The 17,457-nt window shown below is 57.7% G+C and carries 13 protein-coding genes and 2 pseudogenes; 5 read left to right on the forward strand and 10 right to left on the reverse strand.

The genetic code is table 11. The features are described from left to right. Positions 1-31: 31 nt before the first annotated feature. On the reverse strand, positions 32-1,594 hold the full coding sequence (locus JQ616_RS28885) for an ABC transporter substrate-binding protein (protein WP_212020508.1): 1,563 nt from the start codon (positions 1,592-1,594) through the stop codon (positions 32-34). 189 nt (positions 1,595-1,783) lie between these two features. Here JQ616_RS28885 and JQ616_RS28890 point away from each other — a divergent pair, with 189 nt between their 5' ends. Continuing rightward, positions 1,784-3,298, forward strand: coding sequence for an FGGY-family carbohydrate kinase (locus JQ616_RS28890; RefSeq protein WP_212020510.1), 1,515 nt, complete (start codon positions 1,784-1,786; stop codon positions 3,296-3,298). Here the strand turns inward: JQ616_RS28890 and glpD are convergent. The 3 genes from glpD to JQ616_RS28905 all read right to left on the reverse strand — a co-directional run bounded on the left by glpD (position 3,295) and on the right by JQ616_RS28905 (position 7,613). Beyond that, on the reverse strand, positions 3,295-4,797 hold the full coding sequence (glpD, locus tag JQ616_RS28895; protein WP_212020512.1) for a glycerol-3-phosphate dehydrogenase: 1,503 nt from the start codon (positions 4,795-4,797) through the stop codon (positions 3,295-3,297). The genes JQ616_RS28890 and glpD overlap by 4 nt on opposite strands. 27 nt (positions 4,798-4,824) lie before the next feature. Beyond that, positions 4,825-5,511, reverse strand: coding sequence for a HisA/HisF-related TIM barrel protein (locus JQ616_RS28900; protein WP_212020514.1), 687 nt, complete (start codon positions 5,509-5,511; stop codon positions 4,825-4,827). Between the two features lie 884 nt (positions 5,512-6,395). Next, positions 6,396-7,613, reverse strand: a complete 1,218-nt coding sequence (locus JQ616_RS28905) for an ABC transporter substrate-binding protein (protein ID WP_212020515.1) — start codon at positions 7,611-7,613, stop codon at positions 6,396-6,398. A gap of 362 nt (positions 7,614-7,975) precedes the next feature. Here JQ616_RS28905 and panB point away from each other — a divergent pair, with 362 nt between their 5' ends. Continuing rightward, a complete protein-coding gene (gene panB / locus JQ616_RS28910) occupies positions 7,976-8,806 on the forward strand; it encodes a 3-methyl-2-oxobutanoate hydroxymethyltransferase (protein WP_212020516.1) in 831 nt (276 codons plus the stop codon). Between the two features lie 53 nt (positions 8,807-8,859). Here panB and JQ616_RS28915 read toward each other — a convergent pair whose 3' ends face one another. Beyond that, a complete protein-coding gene (locus tag JQ616_RS28915) occupies positions 8,860-9,174 on the reverse strand; it encodes a hypothetical protein (RefSeq protein WP_212020517.1) in 315 nt (104 codons plus the stop codon). 11 nt (positions 9,175-9,185) lie between these two features. Between JQ616_RS28915 and JQ616_RS28920 the strand changes: the two genes are divergently transcribed. Together JQ616_RS28920 and JQ616_RS28925 are read left to right on the forward strand one after the other, a co-directional pair. Beyond that, positions 9,186-10,991 carry a vanadium-dependent haloperoxidase gene (locus JQ616_RS28920; RefSeq protein ID WP_212020518.1) on the forward strand — a complete coding sequence of 602 codons (1,806 nt, stop codon included), beginning with the start codon at positions 9,186-9,188 and terminating at the stop codon, positions 10,989-10,991. A 168-nt stretch (positions 10,992-11,159) separates the two neighbouring features. Beyond that, a complete protein-coding gene (locus tag JQ616_RS28925; RefSeq protein WP_212020519.1) occupies positions 11,160-11,732 on the forward strand; it encodes a DUF29 domain-containing protein in 573 nt (190 codons plus the stop codon). Positions 11,733-11,810: 78 nt separating this feature from the next. Here JQ616_RS28925 and JQ616_RS28930 read toward each other — a convergent pair whose 3' ends face one another. The 4 genes and pseudogenes from JQ616_RS28930 to JQ616_RS28940 form a co-directional block, all read right to left on the reverse strand. Then, complete coding sequence (locus JQ616_RS28930; RefSeq protein WP_283812685.1) at positions 11,811-12,536, reverse strand: HAMP domain-containing protein; 726 nt, start codon at positions 12,534-12,536, stop codon at positions 11,811-11,813. 36 nt (positions 12,537-12,572) lie between these two features. Continuing rightward, positions 12,573-12,938, reverse strand: a pseudogene (locus JQ616_RS39685) (cache domain-containing protein); the annotation flags it as partial. A gap of 198 nt (positions 12,939-13,136) precedes the next feature. Continuing rightward, positions 13,137-13,451, reverse strand: coding sequence for a hypothetical protein (locus JQ616_RS28935; RefSeq protein ID WP_212020522.1), 315 nt, complete (start codon positions 13,449-13,451; stop codon positions 13,137-13,139). A gap of 21 nt (positions 13,452-13,472) precedes the next feature. After that, positions 13,473-15,146 (reverse strand): methyl-accepting chemotaxis protein, encoded by a 1,674-nt coding sequence (locus JQ616_RS28940; RefSeq protein ID WP_249137394.1) that lies wholly within the window; start codon positions 15,144-15,146, stop codon positions 13,473-13,475. Positions 15,147-15,675: 529 nt separating this feature from the next. Here JQ616_RS28940 and JQ616_RS28945 point away from each other — a divergent pair. Beyond that, entirely contained in the window at positions 15,676-16,788 is a 1,113-nt protein-coding gene (locus JQ616_RS28945) for an IS630 family transposase (RefSeq protein ID WP_212020524.1), read from the forward strand. 306 nt (positions 16,789-17,094) lie between these two features. Here the strand turns inward: JQ616_RS28945 and JQ616_RS39440 are convergent. Then, a pseudogene (locus JQ616_RS39440) lies at positions 17,095-17,340 on the reverse strand (hypothetical protein); the annotation flags it as partial. Between the last annotated feature and the right edge of the window lie 117 nt (positions 17,341-17,457).

The following is a 17,457-nucleotide window of genomic DNA, read 5'->3' on the forward strand; positions in this document are numbered from 1 at the left end:
CGGGCCCAGCGACGGGTCCGGCGCATCTTTGTCAGATGTTCGCAACGGAAGCATCCATCACGCCATTTGGATAGATGAAGAGGCCTTCGATATCCTTGCGCTGGGCATGGATGAAAACCGAGGTGAACAAAGAGTGCGCCGGCGCTTTGCGCGCGATCATCGGCAATGTCTCTTGCTGAAGCACTCTCTTGCGCTCATCGAGCGAGGGAGCGCTGCGCTCCTTGTCGAGGCTGGCATCGAGTTCCTTATCGACAATTCCGGTGATCCGCTTCGACGACGAATGGAAGTGCGTCCGCAGCACAAGATCTGGCTCCGGTGAGCCGGTGGCCCACCCGCAGTCGATCATGTGGCCGGCCCCGCCGCCAGGCCGATCGTAAAGGAGATTGCCCCACGCCGCCGGCTCCATCACCGTCAACTTGACAGGAAAACCTTGAGCCTGGAGCATCGCCGTAATTACCTCGCCGTATTCTTTGGTCTTTGGATAGCGGCCATCCGAAGTCAGATACTCTAGTTCGGGCAGACCTGCGCCACGCGGGAATCCGGCCTCTGCCAGGAGCGCCTGGCATTTCGCTGGATCAAATTCCGGATACTCGGGAACATCGATGTAGCCAAATTTCACGGGAGAAATATGCGCCGAGGATTTGACGCCGGATTCGCCCATCACTTCGAGAATAGATGAACGATTGATGGCGTGGCAGGCCGCAAGCCGGACGCGGGGATCGTTGAATGGCGGCTTGCTGCAACGAAAAAATAGATACTTGTTTTCGACCGACACAGATTTCCGCAACACGAAGGCCGGATTCTTTCCGATGTCCTGCGCCTGTTCATTCTCCAACCGTTCGGTGATGTCCGCCTGGCCAGAAAGAAGCGAAAGCGCGCGTGTCGTTGCGTCTCCGACATAGTTGACGCGAACGCCGCTAAGTTTCGGCACCCCCTTGAAAAACTTATCATTGGCAACCATCACGGTTTTATCGCCGTCTTGGCTAGCAAATTTGAAGGGACCGGTGCCGTTGGGCCTTGCCGAGAGCGTGGTTTTGTTGGCGACATCCTTAGCAGACGAGATAGGAAGAAACGAAGAAAGATAGATGTACAGGCTTGCGGGATAGCCGTATTTCGCCGTCTTCAAGCGAACCGTGAGCGGATCTACTACTTCGACATCGACTCGACCGGGATACCATTGCGCGGGCCGATCCGGCAAAGAACCGTATTCATATGTCGCCTTGACGTCTTCGGCGCCAAACGGTTTGCCGTCGTGGAAGAGGACCCCTTCACGCAGTTTGAATTCGAGCGTGTGGGGATCGAGGAGCTTATAGGACGTCGCCAGTTCATAGACCAATTCGTCAGTGTCGGGTTGCTGCATGCGCGCGCGCGTCAAATAGCCATAAATGAAGCCCTCGACAGTCAGCTGCCCGAGATTGGTGTGACTGGTGGGATCCCAGTTACCGGTCACCGCCTCGCTCGAAAGAAATACCAGCTCTTTGCCGTCCTTGGCTTCCGCGCTGCTCACGAGCCAATCCGTATTCAGGATCGGCAAAGTTGCGAGCCCGCCAACAACCGACAGTTTCGCGAAATCACGCCTGCTCAACGTGTCCATCCAGATTCCCCCTATTGAGACGTCTTGCGCGCCATTCATGCGCTTCCTTACGCAGTTGAACCCTCCAATAAATTGTTGGAGATTACAACATGAAAAGTGGTCATCGCGGCATAATTTTGGGCCTCTGACTCCCGAAAATGTGCTAGTGGCAACATGTATCGGTGCCTTTGGGCGAATTCGGAGCAAATTTTGACCGACCCACTGCTACTCGCAATCGATGTTGGAACCACCGTTCTGAAGGTCATCCTCTTTCGGCCCGATGGCAGTTCCGCGCGCGTTGCCCAACGCGCGACGCCACTCTCGTCGCCGCGACAGGGATGGGTCGAGATGGATATGGACGGGCTTTGGCGTCTCGTCGCCGACACAACCCGTGAGGTCTCACGGGGCTACGCCGACCGCATCGCCACAATCGCAATTTGCGGCTTTTCGTCCGGACTGTTTCTTGTTGATGCCGACGGTCGTCCAGTTCGCCCTGGCATTGTCTGGAACGACAGTCGTTGTGCGAGCTTGATCGAGAGCTGGCACAGGTCTGGCACCATGGATCGCATATTCGAGATTTCCGGATCGGCGATCTACCCCGGCTTCTCGCTGCCGCTACTTAATTGGATCCAGAGCCACGAACCGGCCTCGATCGCGCGCTCCGCGCATTTCCTAGCATGCAAAGATTGGTTGCGCCTGTGCTTGACCGATACGGTCGCGACCGACCAAACGGACGCATCATATTTTCCCTACGATGTGCACGCACGCAACCATTCGCGGGCACTTCTCGACCTCTGCGGCATTGGTGGGTTGGAACGGTTATTGCCTCCAATCGCGGAAAGCGGCGCGCTCGCAGGAACTCTAACAACCACGGCGGCGGAGCGTCTCGGGCTCGCGCCAGAGATTCCGGTGGTCGTTGGCATGTGCGATTTCTCGTCAGCAACCTACGCCACGGGTGCGGTGCGGCCGGGTCAGGCTTGCACTGCGCTTGGCACAGCTTGCCTCAACAACCTAATCATGGACAGCCCCGCTTCGAATCCGTTCGGTGTAGGGCTTACTGGTGCGACGCTCGATGGGCGGTGGCTCAGAACCCTCTCGAACACCGCCGGAACAGTCAATATTGACTGGTTTGCCAACACATTCTATGGCGGGGCCTCCGCGCAGGTGATCAACCAGATTACAGTGGACGCGAGTTCTATACCGATTGGGGCGGACGGCATAACCTATCTTCCTTATATCAGTACGGCCGGTGTAAGCGCCCCATTCGTTCATCCGCATGCGCGTGGTCAATTCTTCGGGATTTCCAGCGAACATCGTCGCCCGCAATTCGCACGCGCGGTATTCGAGGGCGTAGCGCTCTCGATTCGAGATGCCTATGAGGCTATGCCTGTCGGCGTCGAGGAAATCCGACTTGTCGGCGGTGGCGCCGGCAATGAGTTCTGGTGTCAGATGATCGCCGATTGTACCGGTCGGACTGTGCTTGTGCCGAATGTGACGTACGCGAGCGGCTGGGGAGTGGCGCGGCTCGCGGCAGAGTTCATCTGCGCAGATACCGACGATCAGAGAAACTCTGCGGCATGTACCGTGCGACGCTATGAATCCGATCGCAGGCGGACGGCGGCCTACGTCGAAGTGTTTGCGCTCTACAAAGAAATCAGCGCCGCAGGGGTCGAACTGTGGACCCGTCGCGCTCGCACATTCGAAAAGATTCTAGATATCGGCTAGGCCGCGCGGCTATAATCAAGTCCGCGGCGTGCGAACCACTCAGCAACCCTGGTGCGCTCGGAATCATCCAGTAGGATAAATAACTTGCTGCGTCGGTAGAGGAAATCCTCTGCGGTGCGCACGTCTTCGACATCGACCACATACCGCAACTCACCTTCCGTGACACCCGCAGCGACTTCTTTCGCAAGATCAGGATTAGCATGGGCCGCATCAAGTAAAACCTGCGTCTCAGATCCATATGTTCGTACCCAACGTCTGCGTGTCTCGAACGGTACCGTTGATGAACGCTCGCTGAGGCGTCGCAGCTCGTCGACCGACAGATTGCCACCGTGTAAAGGGGCAGAGGCGGTCCACTCCGGCGCAAGCTTGGCATCCATCCTCCTCAGACACGCCATGACATGATTGGCCAGAACGCGATGCGTCGTCAGTTTACCGCCGTAGACACTTACAATGCCACCAGATCCCCGGCGCCGCTGCACGAGCCTGTAATCACGGGTGACCTGACTGCCGTTGGTTTCTCCATCATCGACAAGGGGTCGTACGCCTGCATAAGACCAGACGATATCGTTGATCTCCTTGCGATCGTCAAAGAAGCGATTGTAGCACTCAAGCAGGAACATCTTCTCCTCATCCGAGCAACGCGTGTCATTAGGACTCTGCTGCACTTCGTGGGTGGAGCCGACGATCAGGAATTTACCGAGCCAAGGGACCACCATAACGATGCGTTTGTCCGGATTTTGTAGGATGTAGGCATAGTCTCGGGACGGCGCCGGCATCGGCAGAACGATATGGCTGCCACGAACAAGCTTCACGCCAAGTGGAACGGGTGCCCCTTCGATTCGATCGGCCACCATATTGACCCAAGGGCCGGCTGCATTCACCACGAACCGTGCTCGCGTTTCGTTTGTGGCACTGCAATTTCTGGTTGTTACGGCGTAGCCGACGTCGGTTCCGCGCACCGACATCACTTCGGTGTAGTTGGAAACAATCGCGCCGCGGTTCCGCGCGTCAAGTAACGTCTCGAGGACTAAGCGCGAATCGTCGGCCCAGCAATCAGGATAGTGAAGGACTGCAGTGACGTTTTCCTTCCGAAGCCTCGGAAGAGCGCCGGCCTCTTCACGCGTCAACGCCCCAGTGCTCTCGAGAGTACCGCGCCCGGCCAGCATGTCGTAGAGGAACAGGCCTGCACGCACGCTCAGATATGAACGCGGTTGGTCGGTGGTCGTTGGCAGCAAGAAACGCAGCGGCGTCACGAGATGTGGCGCTATGCGCAGCATCACTTCGCGTTCCCGAAGCGATTCTCGCACAAGCCGGAATTCAAAATTTTCCAGATAGCGCAGACCGCCATGGATTAACTTAGTACTCGACGACGAAGTGGCATGGCCGTAGTCACCCTTTTCAGCCAAGACAACACGCAGACCACGGCCTGCAGCGTCGCGGGCAATCGCGGCTCCGTTGATGCCGCCGCCGATGACAAAGAGGTCGACATCACTCGCCATGTCTTTGAGCTCGTCTCTCTGCTTGCATCAGCTCGCCGAATGCAACTCGACGCAGGCACGCTGCACGTCGGCAAGTTGCGAAAGAATCGATCCCTTGTGCGCGGAGAACGATCCATTAAAGATCGCCGAGCCTACCGTAAAACCATTAGCACCGGCCTCCGCCACCGCACGGATTCGCTCAGGTGAATCGATACCCCCAGCAACCATCAGATAGCCGCCGTCGAGTGCGGCCCGGGCCGCACGAATAAGATCAAGCGGCTCTGCCTCTGTCGATCGATAGGCCAGCAAATCTACGCCCGCGCAGCCGGCCGCGCGCAAAACAGCACAATCAGCGGCAACGTCTTCCGGCGTACCAGCAAGGCGCGTCGGGTGACCAATGGGTTTTCCAACGAAGGGGAGGTATTCGACACGCGTGCCCTTCAGAAGATCCATCGCAAAAGCGACCTCCTTGCCACCGCAGATCCGGTCGACACCTATATCCACAGCCATACGGATTGAGTCGCGGGCCGCCTCCGATGTTGTACTCACCACCTCAAGATAGGAGATTGCGCCACATTCCTTAACTCGACGGCTCAAGGCTACTAATGTATCCCGATCAACACCGACATCTTTGAAGCCGATATGCTTTAGTCCAATATATTGCGTAATATCAATTACTTCAAGGCAATCATCGATTGTCCTATCATCGCGAGTAAGCATGAAAATGAAGTCCAAGACGGCCTCCCAAAGCCTAAGCATGGACTTTTGACTAACAACATTTTCTGCGGTAATGTCAACAATAAGAATTTCCCAGAGACAGATTGATCGCCAAGAAGCGCGCCCCCTGAATCGGCCCGTTTGTGTGACCGACTTAGGCAAGCGCCAGCGACGTTGATTTGGGATTGGGGCTCCCTGGGCAAATCTGCAGGAGACGCACTGAGCGTGAAGGACATCTCGTGCGCGACCGGTACCGATGCAACCGCTAATGGCGACGACGTGATGACGCAGCCATCGAAGCCGGCTCGTCATGGCGGAGCCGCATCGGCTTGGCAGGATAAGATACGAGAAACACGGGCGAATGCCCTACTACAATCCAAGCCCCGGTCGATCTTACAAAAAATGGCCCGGCACAATTGTGCCGGGCCAGTTGGTGGCATCGGGAGGAAATGTCGTCTTGCCACCAGAGAGATCGACCTGCCTATCCGGTTCTTCCCCAGGATCGCCAACCCTAACGCGCACCCAATCGTAAAGATCGCCAGCGAAACCGACCGTCACAGTGATCGTCCAGAACGCGAGGTTAACGGGCGCCCTCAATTATACCGCCCGTCATGGCATCTTCTTTGGTACCGTCTTGGGTATGAATTCATAAATTAGCTCGATGCACTGTTCTCGATCCCGATGGGTGCCAAAATACAAGCAGAGCGGAATTGTTTTCCGCGAGGCCCTCATCTGTAGCGCGCGCCGCTCAGCGAGCACGAACGACATCAGATTATCGACAGGCGAGCCCTGGCAGAACATCGCGTCTCGTTGCATCCTTTGATACAACGCCTTGCATCGCTCTCGAAGGCCCACGGTCTAATCTCTCCTTGGAAGCAAAGGGATAGCTAAGGAGCTTTTGGCTAGTTTTCCGCGCGCGCCTGCATGATGGGGCCGAATAGCTTCCACTCGCCGCGTTGAAGGCGCATGAGCTGCAATTGCTCGAGGGGATAGAAATCCGTCGGGCTCGTATTGACCTTGATTCCAGGCAACAGGAGGCTCAGCTCGACATCCTTCATGCTCGCGGCCTGCTTCATCAAATTGGCTCGCGTGAGATTGTCACCGCACTGTTTGAGCACCTTGACGAGATTCTCGGAGATGAAATAGCCATAGATTGCCAAGCTATTGCTCTGGTCGCTGCCGGGAAGATACTTATCCATGAAAGCGGAATAGGCTCGCATGGCGGGATCATCCTTCCATTTTGAATCGTTGAAATCCTTCGCATACGACGCGGATATCACGCCCTCTGCATTATCAAGTCCTGCCGGCTTCATCACTGAGCCGACGGATGAGGAAACCTTGCTGACGATTTGAACGGGCTTCCAATTCATCTCCGCGATCTTCCTGATCGCTTGCGCTGCGGCTTTGGGCAGACTGAAATTGACGAATACGTCAGCGCCGGCTGATCTGATTTTCACGACGTGCGAGTCGATCGTCGGCTCCGCCAGCTCGTAAGAGATCTCAGCGACGATCATCGATTGCTTCGCGTTGAGGCCCTCCTTAAGCCCTTGTAGCAATTCCTTACCCACATCATCGTTTTGATAGAGAATTCCAACCTTGGCGTTTGGATGTTCGCTGAGGATGTAATCCGCAAAGATTCGTCCCTCGGTAAGGAAATTCGTCTGATGTCCCATGCTCCATGGGAAGCTTCTGTAGTCTCCGAATTTCGCACTCCCCGAGCTTACGAAGATTTGGGGTATCTGCTTGGTGTTCAGGTATTTCCGAACAGCTAAGCTGGGAGCCGTACCGAGGCCGCTGAAAATGGCCAATACTCCGTCGCTTTCGACGAGCTTTCGAGTTTGCTCGACGGTCTTCGGAGGGCTGTAGGCGTCGTCATAGGTGATGAAATTAATCTTGCGCCCGTTCACGCCGCCTTGCTCGTTGATCATCTGGAAGTAGGCTTCTTCAACTTTTCCGACGATCCCATAGGCCGACGCCGGACCGCTGTATGGATTGGTATTGCCAATCTTGATCTCTGTATCGGAGGCGCCCTCGTCGTAGACCCCGCCGGCCATCGCGGACGTTGTCACGGCCCACGCCGTCATTGCAGTCGCAAATGCGGACCAAAGTGTTCTCGCCATTGCTGTCCTCCTCAAAAGCTGCTTGCCCTCTCAGGCCGTTATGTCATCAATCTTCCGCTTTCGTTGCCGTGAGCTTTCAAGGGAGCGCGCGCCAAGTCATGCCAGTGCAACGCGCAAGGCAGTCAATTCCGCGATAAAGGGAGGAAAGCCGGGCTGACTAAAATTCGGACGTCAGCAGTTCATCTCGCGGCCACTGATGTGTGCCGCAAGCATCCTCTCTGTCGTTTCCTCATCAAACCCTAAAACTTTTTGATTGCGTTCAAGTTAGCTCGCACTTAATTAGTTGGTCAACTAAAAAATAACATCCTGCGGACCGGCGATCTGCACTTGCGCCGTCTATCGTAGATTCTGGGGTCGAGATTATGAGCGCTAGTGTCAATATCCGGCGTACCACCACGCGCGATATCCGCTCTCGGAAGCAGGGCGAAGTCATCGTTGCTTTAACCGCCTACACGACGCCGATAGCCAAGTTGCTCGACCCGCATTGCGATTTGCTGCTCGTCGGCGATTCACTCGGCATGGTGATGTACGGCATGGAAACAACGCTTGGCGTCACCTTGGATATGATGATCGCGCACGGTGCTGCTGTGATGCGAGGCGCGCGACGGGCATGCGTAATTGTTGATATGCCTTTCGGTTCATATCAGGAGAGCCCAGAGCAGGCGTTTCGCAACGCGGCGCGCATTATGGCTGAGACAGGCGCAAGCGGCATCAAAATCGAAGGTGGCACCGAGATGGCGGAAACCGTGGCCTTCCTGAGCCAGCGCGGCATTCCGGTTTTGGGCCATGTTGGACTTATGCCGCAATCCGTAAACGTCGCCGGAGGCTTTCGCGCTGCCGGAATTTCTGAGATCGAAGCAGCGCGCGTTTTGGCGGATGCACGTGCGATAGCCGACGCGAGCGCATTTGCGATTGTGATCGAAGGAACAGTAGAACCCGTCGTACGAGAAATCACCGAAGCTGTCGATGTGCCGACCATTGGTATTGGAGCTTCGCCCACGTGCAACGGCCAGATTCTCGTAACCGACGATCTATTGGGCCTTTTCAGCGATTTCACGCCGCGTTTCGTCAAGCGCTATGCAGAACTTGGAGACGATATTTCGAAAGCAGCCGCATCCTATGCTGCCGACGTCAAAGCCCGTCGGTTTCCGGAAGCGAAGCACTGCTTCCATCGGAAGGCCGTCACCTCGTAGCCAGTAGAGCCTGAGGGGCCGAACTTCGCTTTCGGCCCGCAGCCCGGCTCGATTTACAGGTCATCCCCCGGGTGCCCTCCGATTACCTCCAACGCAACCAGTCTGAAGTATGGTGAAGATGCAGGCCTCACGTCCGGCTTGAGCCTGAAGTGGCGATTACCGGCATATTGCATGTCACCGCGGATGGTCATCGGCCGCTTGCGCTGGCGCTCAAAATCATGCGGGCCTCCGAGGTTGAGGTCTCCGTAAACGTGAGAATCCAATTGACAAACAGCAACCTGAACTTGAATCATCCATTCACTACATGTTTTCTTGTAACCTTCAAATTGCGCGGCTTTTTGCGGTGATTTGAACACATGCATTTTCATTGGAGAATTCCATGCTTAGCGTGCACAAGGTTCGCCTCCTCGGGGCAACTGTCTTTTCGATCATTTCACTCACCTCTATTGCTGCGGCGCAGTCCTCACTGTCCGATGACCAGCGCAAGTCGCTCGCCGACGTTTACCGGCTTGACCCTGCTCGCGCGGCCAAGAGCCAGGCTACCCAGAAAGAACTCGATTTTCTCCTGGAGGCGCAGACCAAACGCACTGCGTTGCCAGGATCAACGCCCGATGCATACAAGCAATATCTCCAAAACGATCCGGGCATAAAGGCGATGAAATCCCAGGCTCCTGAATTGGGGGCCCTGCTGCTGTGGAATCTGCATTCCCTGGACATGACCGCCATTGACCACACATTGTTGGCAAGCCCCGACCAGAACGGCCATGAACAGTTTGGTCCGCACCGTACCAGCCGCGCCCTGGCTATGGTGCACCTTGCGATGTTCGAGGCGGTCAATGCCGTGTTCGACAAGTACGAGAGCTACCATGACCTCCAGGACAAAATCGTCGCAGAACTCAAGAAAACGTATCCCGACATAACGCGGGCGAAGCTCACGTCAACCTCTGTCCACGTCGACACCGCGATAACGCAAGCGGCGCATGACGTGATGATTGCCCTCTACCCGCGCAAAGCGGATTTTGCCGACCTCGCCCAATCATTTTCCTTCCAGAGTTTCGGCATTGGCACGGACCCGACCAAGTTCGATGCTATCCATAAGCTTGGCTACGACCTGGGGAAGGCCGCTGCCAAAGCGGTTCTCGATGACCGCGGATATGACGAGGCTGCTACGAAGAACACAAAGATCTCGACATTCAGCGACGGCTCGTCAGAGCCTGAGCCGAATGCCAGTCAGTTCCCCGCCGGCGACGCGACTCGCTGGCAGCCCGAGCCCTTCCATCCACTCAATGGCCTTGCTCTAGGTGGCAACTGGATGCATGTGCGGCCGTTCGTCATTCGTGCGGCCGACTCCTTCCGGCCAAGCAAGGAACCGAGCAAGACCTCCGCACAGTTCATCAATGCCTACAAGGACGTGAAAAAGAATGGCGGAGACTCGCGACCGAATCTTGCACCGCCACGCTATACGACGCCGACATCCCGCTCCAACGTCCAAACCGTGGTCGGAAATTTCTGGGCCTACGACGGCACCGCGCTTCTTTGCGCCCCACCCCGGCTCTACAACGAGGTCACAACCTCAATCGCGCTGCACGAAAAGCCGGTTAAGAAGGTCGCAGACATGGCGAGGCTCCTGGTCCTGGTGAACGTCGCAATGGCCGATGCCGGAATCTCAGCCTGGGACGCCAAGTACGCCTTTCGGCTTGCCCGCCCGATTACCTACATCCGTGCGGTCGCAGCAGACCGCAGCCAGGAAGGTGCCGCTGATCAACATTGGACTCCGCTCGGCGCTCCGGTCTCGAACGGTGCCACCGATGGCCGTAATCTGACCCCGCCATTCCCAGCGTTCCCCTCCGGCCACGCGGTGTTTGGTGGCGCGCTATTCCAGGCGTTGCGCGCATACTGGGGGACGAATGCCAGCAACGAGCGGTTTGATTTCATCTCGGACGAATACAACGGCCGTAACTACGGCCCAGGTGACACGACACCGCGCCCTCTGATCAGAAAGACATTTAAGTCGTTTGCCGATGCAGAGAAGGAGAACGGGCGGAGCCGCATCTACCTCGGCATCCATTGGCAGTTTGACGCTGATATTGGGATCGCAATGGGTAATCAGATTGCGACCCATGTTTACTACAACGCATTCCAGCCGAAGCAGATTCTCGCTGCGGCGAACAACGGTGGAACCTAAGCGCCCGCAAGGGTCAGCAGGCCACTCAGTCAGCGGATTGGGTTGATGGACGCTTGCGCAGCTATTAGCGCAGGAGCATTGCTATGCTCCTGCGCTACATTTTCCGGCTATTCGGATTATTGTGTGAATTTCCCGACCATCTTCGGATTGTCGAAAAACGAATAACTCATGAACATTGATCGCGGAGGAGGCCTGCGGCCGCCCTCCCTGCGCTGCCAGACGAGTTGCGAGCGCCGAGGGAACTCGTCCCGTTTCCCCGCGCCGACATCGAGGCCTGAGTTGTCTCACTCAATTGCACTTCGTGCCTCGCGCCAGGCGTCATTGATTCGTGCGAACCGGATCGACGAGCTCGACCTTGCGCATATCGCGGAGGAACTTGACGACGTGGGAAGCGAACTCTATCGCCGGCTTGAAAGCTCCTTCACGCTTCTGTTTGCCCACATGCTGAAATGGGATCACCAGCCCGAGCGTCGCTCCAGGCGTTGGGAGGCGACCATCCGGGAGCAGAGAAAGCGTGTCCTTAGATTGCTAGAGAAGAATCCTTCTCTGCGAGCGAAATTGGTCGAAGCCATGACCGAAGGTTACGAATACGGGCGGGACCGCGCCTCCGGAGAGACTGAGATGCCTCTGGAAAGCTTCCCTGAAAAGTCGCAATGCACTTGGTACAATGCCATTGAGCGCGAATTCCGTCTTGGCGAGCCTGACTTATCGAGCAGCAGTGGCCCCGGCAAGACCCGATAGAGGGTGCCGGCGGACGAGTCCGAGATGGTCAATCCTCGTTTCCGGATTCTACACGAAAATCCGAATAGCCCATTTTCCTTACGCGCAATAGCTGACGCAGGTGTCGGAGGGCGTTCGCACCAAGGCAGACCTGGGTTCGCGCTGCCCTTTCGCCTCCCCCAGGCCAACCCGCCTTGCCCCGGCCCTGCCGGGCTTGCGGCGCGCAAGAGGGCCAACTTCAGTGTGACGGTCGCCAACCAGTCCAACTTCCGTTGGCCGTGAACTAAACGCCTCGTTCGCCTCGCCGACCGCCCGTTCGGTCAGGCCCGCTGAATGGCTCGCCTGCTGCCCAATCTCATTGATCGACGAGACCAGCTCCTCGGCGGCCGAGGCTACCGTCTGCACACTTGTGGTCGAGCTCTTCTCTGCTTCCGCTGCGTGTGCCACTCGCTCGCCGGCCTTTGCCGATTTGTCGGTCATCGCACGAGCTCGCGCCTCCATAACTTGAGGGGCGCCGTTCAATTCATCTGCAACGTGCTTGACCTTCGACTCCAATGAACTAGCCAGCGCTAGCAGAGTCTGGCTCCGCTCGGCCTCTGCCCGGGCCTTGGCCTCTTCCTGTTCCAAGCGGCGCATCTCCAGCGTGTTACGCTTGAACACATGCACCGTCGCCGCCATGCGTCCTATTTCGTCGGTCCGCGCCATCTCCTTGATTTCCTCGTCGAGATGTCCGTCCGCCAGCCTGCGCATGCGGCTGGCGGACGAGTTCAGCGGCCGTGTGATCGATATGCTAATGGCGATAGTGATGAGCAGCGCGACCAGCAACGCAAGGCCGGTGATGAGCGCAGTACGAATCGCCTGTGTGCGGAACTCCTCATCTAAGTCGTCGATATAGACGGATGTCCCGAGGAACAGATCGAGCCCAGGCACGCCCTCGTAATACGCCATTTTGCGGACAGCGTCGGACTGTCCCGGCCGGGGCCAGAGATAAATGATGACGCCCTTGTCGTTCTTCTTCACGCCCTCGATCAATTCGGCGAAGATCTTTCGTCCGTCCGGGCTGGTCGTTCCAAGAAGATTCTTACCTTCGAGCTTCGTATTTCCGGCGTTCGAGATCGACACTCCGTCCATGCCGTAGGCATACGTGTAATCCATCGCCTCGCCGAAGCGGGCGACATGGAGCATGTCGCGAAGGGTGCTGACCGCCTGCTCGTGGCTGATCTGCCCGGCCTCGACCTGACCAGTTGCAGAGCCTGCCCCTTAGCGGCGTTGTTGACCGACCGGAGCACGGTGACCCGATCGTCCATGAGCTGTCGATAATCGTTTCGCAGGGTGACCCCACCAACCGAGATCTGCAGCAACGCCGAGGCCGCCACGGATTGTTAGGTGCGAATGGCAGGATTTCTCTTCAAGATAGAGTACCCGTCAGTATTTGCGATGATGCAGCGTGGCAGGTCGGCTCTGTTGGTCGTCGGCGAAACGATGCACTTTCTCCGCGATCTGCAGCAAAGTCACGCACCAGGCATCCGCATTGTTGACTAGGCGCTGGATGTCCGCCCGCTCCGGCACCATCGCTCCGAGCTGCGCGCAATACTGACGGACCTTTTCGACATCAATCCGAACACTGTCGAGGAGCCCATTGCGATGCTCCGACAGCTCTTCGAAATTGTCGCAGACCGCCTGCAATCGCGCGGCAGTAGCTTTCATGTCGGAAACTGGTATCGGCGCGATTTTGGCCACGTCATTCTCACTATGCATCGATCAGGCCGCGCGAACGGAGCCGAGGAAATTGCGGACCTCGGCGCGCAGGCTTTCCGCCTGCCTCGCCAGCTCCGTTGAGGCGGCCAGCACCTGAGCGGCTCCGGCGCCGGTCTGCTCGGCGATCCGAGCCACTCCGGAGATATTCGCGGTCACTTCGCCGGTGCCGGCCGACACTTGCGATAGCGAACCGACGATTGCCCCAGTGGCGGCGGTCTGCTGCTCGACTGCGGAAGCGATGGCTGAGGCCGCATCGTTGATCTGTCCGACGGTACCGGTGATGCCACCAATCGCCTGAGCCGCCTTGTCGGTCGAGGCCTGGATGGCAGCAATCTTCGCTGTGATTTCGGTGGTCGCTTTGGCCGTCTGGTCGGCAAGTTGCTTAACCTCGGCTGCGACCACGGCGAAGCCTCTTCCGGCCTCACCGGCGCGTGCTGCCTCGATCGTGGCGTTGAGAGCAAGTAGGTTTGTTTGCGCGGCCAATGTCGAGATCGTGTCCACGATATCGCCGATGCTGCCAGCAACCATGGTCAACTCGGAGACCAGGCCAGCAGTGCTCTCGGCCTCGCGCACGGCGGCTCCGGACATGTTGGCGGAGCGTTCGACCTGACGGCCAATCTCCTGCACTGCCGCACCTAATTCCCGTGCCGAGTCGACAACGACATTGACACTGGCCGCGGCCTCCTTCGCCGCCGCTGAGACGGAGGCCGATTGGCCCGAGGTCTCCTGTGCCGACGACGTGAGCTGCGCCGCCGTCGCCTGCATTTCGGTGGCCGCCGAGGAAACCATGTCGACGACCCCTCCGACAGCCTGCTCGAAGCTACCGGCGAGATCGAACATCGCCTGCCTGCGTTCGTTGGCAGCCTGGGCTTCCTGCTCTCGGTCACGTGCTGATGCCGCGATTCGAAGAGCGTTCTCCTCGAACGCGCGCGCCATGTCGCCCACCTCATCCGTGCGCTGTGTGCCGGACACTGTCGTGTCGGTGGCGCCGCGTGCGATCGCCTGCATCGCCACCGCCATGGCGCGGATCGGACGGGCAATCGTCAGCCAGGAAAACAGCGCGGAGCCTAACAAAGTGAGGACCGTCGCAACACCGAAAACCAATCCGATGATCGTGGCCCGGCTGATTGCGTCCGACGCGGCTTGGCGGGCCTCATCCGTAAAGTGCCGCGCATTGGTGAGCGATGCCGCGGTTGCCTTTTGCACCTGTTCGCGAATAGCCACGAGTTCGTTAATCTGCGTCGCCAAAACCGTTTCATCCACTTGCCTCTTTCCCTGCTCGAATCTGATTAAGGCCAGCACTTTCAACGCGGTATCACCGTACCTGCCGAGGCCGGTCTGGATATCCCTCAGCACGTCCGGCTTGAGCGCAATATTGATCGGAATGCTCAGCCCATCCTGGCCCGAGGTCATCGCCGACCTGATTGCGGCGGTCGCTGCCTGAACCTTTTCAGAGCTTTCGGCGAGTCTGGTATCGGTTAGCGCAAGTCGTATTTCCATGAGGGCATGGTCGGCGTTTTGGATGCCGTTAAGAATCGTCTGCTCGCGCCCGACGGCCGCAGTGGCTTCCGTGATGGTGAGGTTGCTAACCCATTGATTGGCGACCATCCCGAGAGCGAGTGCAATGCCCAACCCCGAAAACAGAGCGAGCTTCATCCCGATAGTCGTGCGCATCATTTTAGTCCCCAAGAAAATCATCGTGCATGATCACCGGGAGATTCGTGCCGGATCACCGCTCGTTAAGTGGCAACTTTTCATCGCAGCGGTCTAAAGTTTTGTTAGTGATCGCGTCGCTTGGTAGGCGCGCGGTCCACGATTTTTAACAAGTTTTGTCCAGCCAAGATGCTTTAGCGTTTCCGACGTGCACCAAAAAGCAAATTTCGTTCTCTGGTGAGACAGAGGCTGAGGTCTGCACCCGTGGCTACTCTCGGCGCCGAAGCCCGAGCTTCCACCCTCGCGGGCGTTCCACGCGGTTTCCCGCCCCATTTTGGCCGCTGGCCTCCATTGCGTGCCGCAATGGGTGTGTCAGGGAGGACGATCCGCCGCGTACGGCTGGCAATTGCACGCGGCTGCCGCCCCCGGAGGGTGAGTTGCGCTGCCTGGCCGTCGGTGCGTGGAACGAGTTCGATTGCTGGAAGGCACTAGTCATCTGGAATGCAAGTTCGTCACATAAAAGAAGCGCCGGGACCTCTTAAGGAGAGCGCTTGTGGCGAATGCAGGTATGAGAGGCCGCCGGCCGATCGCGCCGTTGGTGCTGAGTCAGCAGGAGCGGACGTACTTGGAGAGGCAAGTTCGTCGTCATCGTGTTGCCCGGTCGCTATCTGAGCGATGCCGCGCGATCCTGCGATGCGCGGATGGATTGCCAAGCAAGTCTGTGGCTGCCGAACTCGGCCTCCACGAACACACCGTTGGCAAGTGGCGTCGCCGATTTTTGAAGGATCGCTGTGATGGCCTCCTTGACGAGGCCCGCCCTGGCCGCCCTCGAACCATCAACGACGATCAGGTCACTGCGGTGATCGAGCGGACGTTGCGGACGACGCCTGCCGATGCGACGCACTGGTCGATCCGCTCGATGGCTGCGGAAACTGGCTTTTCCCACACCACCATCCGCCGAATGTGGGCGGCGTTCGGCTTGCAGCCACACCGTAGCCAGACATTCAAGCTGTCGAGCGATCCGCTGTTCGTCGATAAGGTACGCGACATCGTTGGCCTTTACCTATCCCCGCCGAACCGAGCCCTTGTCCTCAGCATCGATGAGAAGAGCCAGACTCAGGCGCTCGATCGCGAGCAGCCGGTCTTGCCGATGATGCCCGGCATACCGGAGCGTCGTACGCACAGTTACGTGCGGCATGGTACGACCTCGCTGTTTGCCGCACTCGATGTCGCCTCGGGGTTCGTCATCGGCAAATGCTACAAGCGCCACCGGGCAGTCGAGTTCTTGAAGTTTTTAAAAGAGATCGATGCTCAAGTTCCTGAAGGCCTCGATGTCCATATCGTCATGGACAACTACGCCACCCACAAGACACCCAGGATCAAAGCGTGGCTCGCCCGTCGGCCGCATTATCATGTCCACTTCACGCCGACTTCCGCGTCGTGGATCAATCAGGTCGAACGCTGGTTCGCTGAGCTAACCCGAAAGCAGATCCAGCGAGGTGTTCACACTTCCGTCAGGCAGCTCGAGGCCGACATCCGTACCTTCATCGACCTGCACAACAAAAATCCCAAACCCTTCAAATGGACCAAGTCCGCCGACCAGATTTTGGCTTCCGTCAAACGCTTCTGCCACAAAGCCCAGCAGACTTTATGTGGCGAACTTTAGATTCACGTGACTAGGTAGCGGCCAGACTTGTCGAGGGTCGCAAGGAGCTCCTCGTGACGCGCCGTCAGCACGACATTTCTGGTGGGCGCTGGCATCTATCCAGGTTATTCAAAGGAGGCCGCGTGGCATATTATGCCATAGCATCTCAATGAATGTTGGCGCGTACCCTCGACAAAGCCAGGGACCCGATGGCTGGTCACCGTAACCTTGGTCTGCACCTGGACCAACCGTCTCGATCTAGTCGGCCACGACGCCGTCCAACACGATATTCCGGATAGCGCATTATTCCTTGCTAGCCGAAGCAGGCGCCTCGATGAACGTGAGCAACTCACGCCCCTCCTGTGTGATCATCCAACCGCAATTCCGGCGTTCGACCAATCCCTGTGAAAAGATCGACAAGCCAGGTGCCCTCGCGCCCAATCGTTTTGTGCGGTCGGACCACTCCCTTCCGCTGGTCGCCAGGATCGCCATGTCTCGCTTAAGATCGTCCATGGTTGCGAAGCCGTCTGGATAGCTCGCTAGAATCTTGAGCACAGTCACTTGGAAATTCACGTCTCAGGCGCCCCGCCGCCCCAATCGTCGTATCTGCGCCTTCAACTTGCTGGGAACATTGTTCGTTTCAGTACATTCAAGCAAGCAATCAAATATACCGGAATTGGCCCCTTGCGT

It is taken from the genome of Bradyrhizobium tropiciagri, from assembly GCF_018130545.1.
In the GTDB taxonomy this organism is placed as follows: domain Bacteria; phylum Pseudomonadota; class Alphaproteobacteria; order Rhizobiales; family Xanthobacteraceae; genus Bradyrhizobium; species Bradyrhizobium tropiciagri_A.

Coding starts and splice junctions, on each gene's coding strand:
- JQ616_RS28885 (WP_212020508.1), bottom strand. CDS start 1,594: ATGGACACGTTGAGCAGGCGTGATTTCGCGAAACTGTCGGTTGTTGGC.
- glpD (WP_212020512.1), bottom strand. CDS start 4,797: ATGGCGAGTGATGTCGACCTCTTTGTCATCGGCGGCGGCATCAACGGA.
- JQ616_RS28905 (WP_212020515.1), bottom strand. CDS start 7,613: ATGGCGAGAACACTTTGGTCCGCATTTGCGACTGCAATGACGGCGTGG.
- panB (WP_212020516.1), top strand. CDS start 7,976: ATGAGCGCTAGTGTCAATATCCGGCGTACCACCACGCGCGATATCCGC.
- JQ616_RS28915 (WP_212020517.1), bottom strand. CDS start 9,174: ATGAAAATGCATGTGTTCAAATCACCGCAAAAAGCCGCGCAATTTGAA.
- JQ616_RS28920 (WP_212020518.1), top strand. CDS start 9,186: ATGCTTAGCGTGCACAAGGTTCGCCTCCTCGGGGCAACTGTCTTTTCG.
- JQ616_RS28925 (WP_212020519.1), top strand. CDS start 11,160: ATGAACATTGATCGCGGAGGAGGCCTGCGGCCGCCCTCCCTGCGCTGC.
- JQ616_RS28940 (WP_249137394.1), bottom strand. CDS start 15,146: ATGATGCGCACGACTATCGGGATGAAGCTCGCTCTGTTTTCGGGGTTG.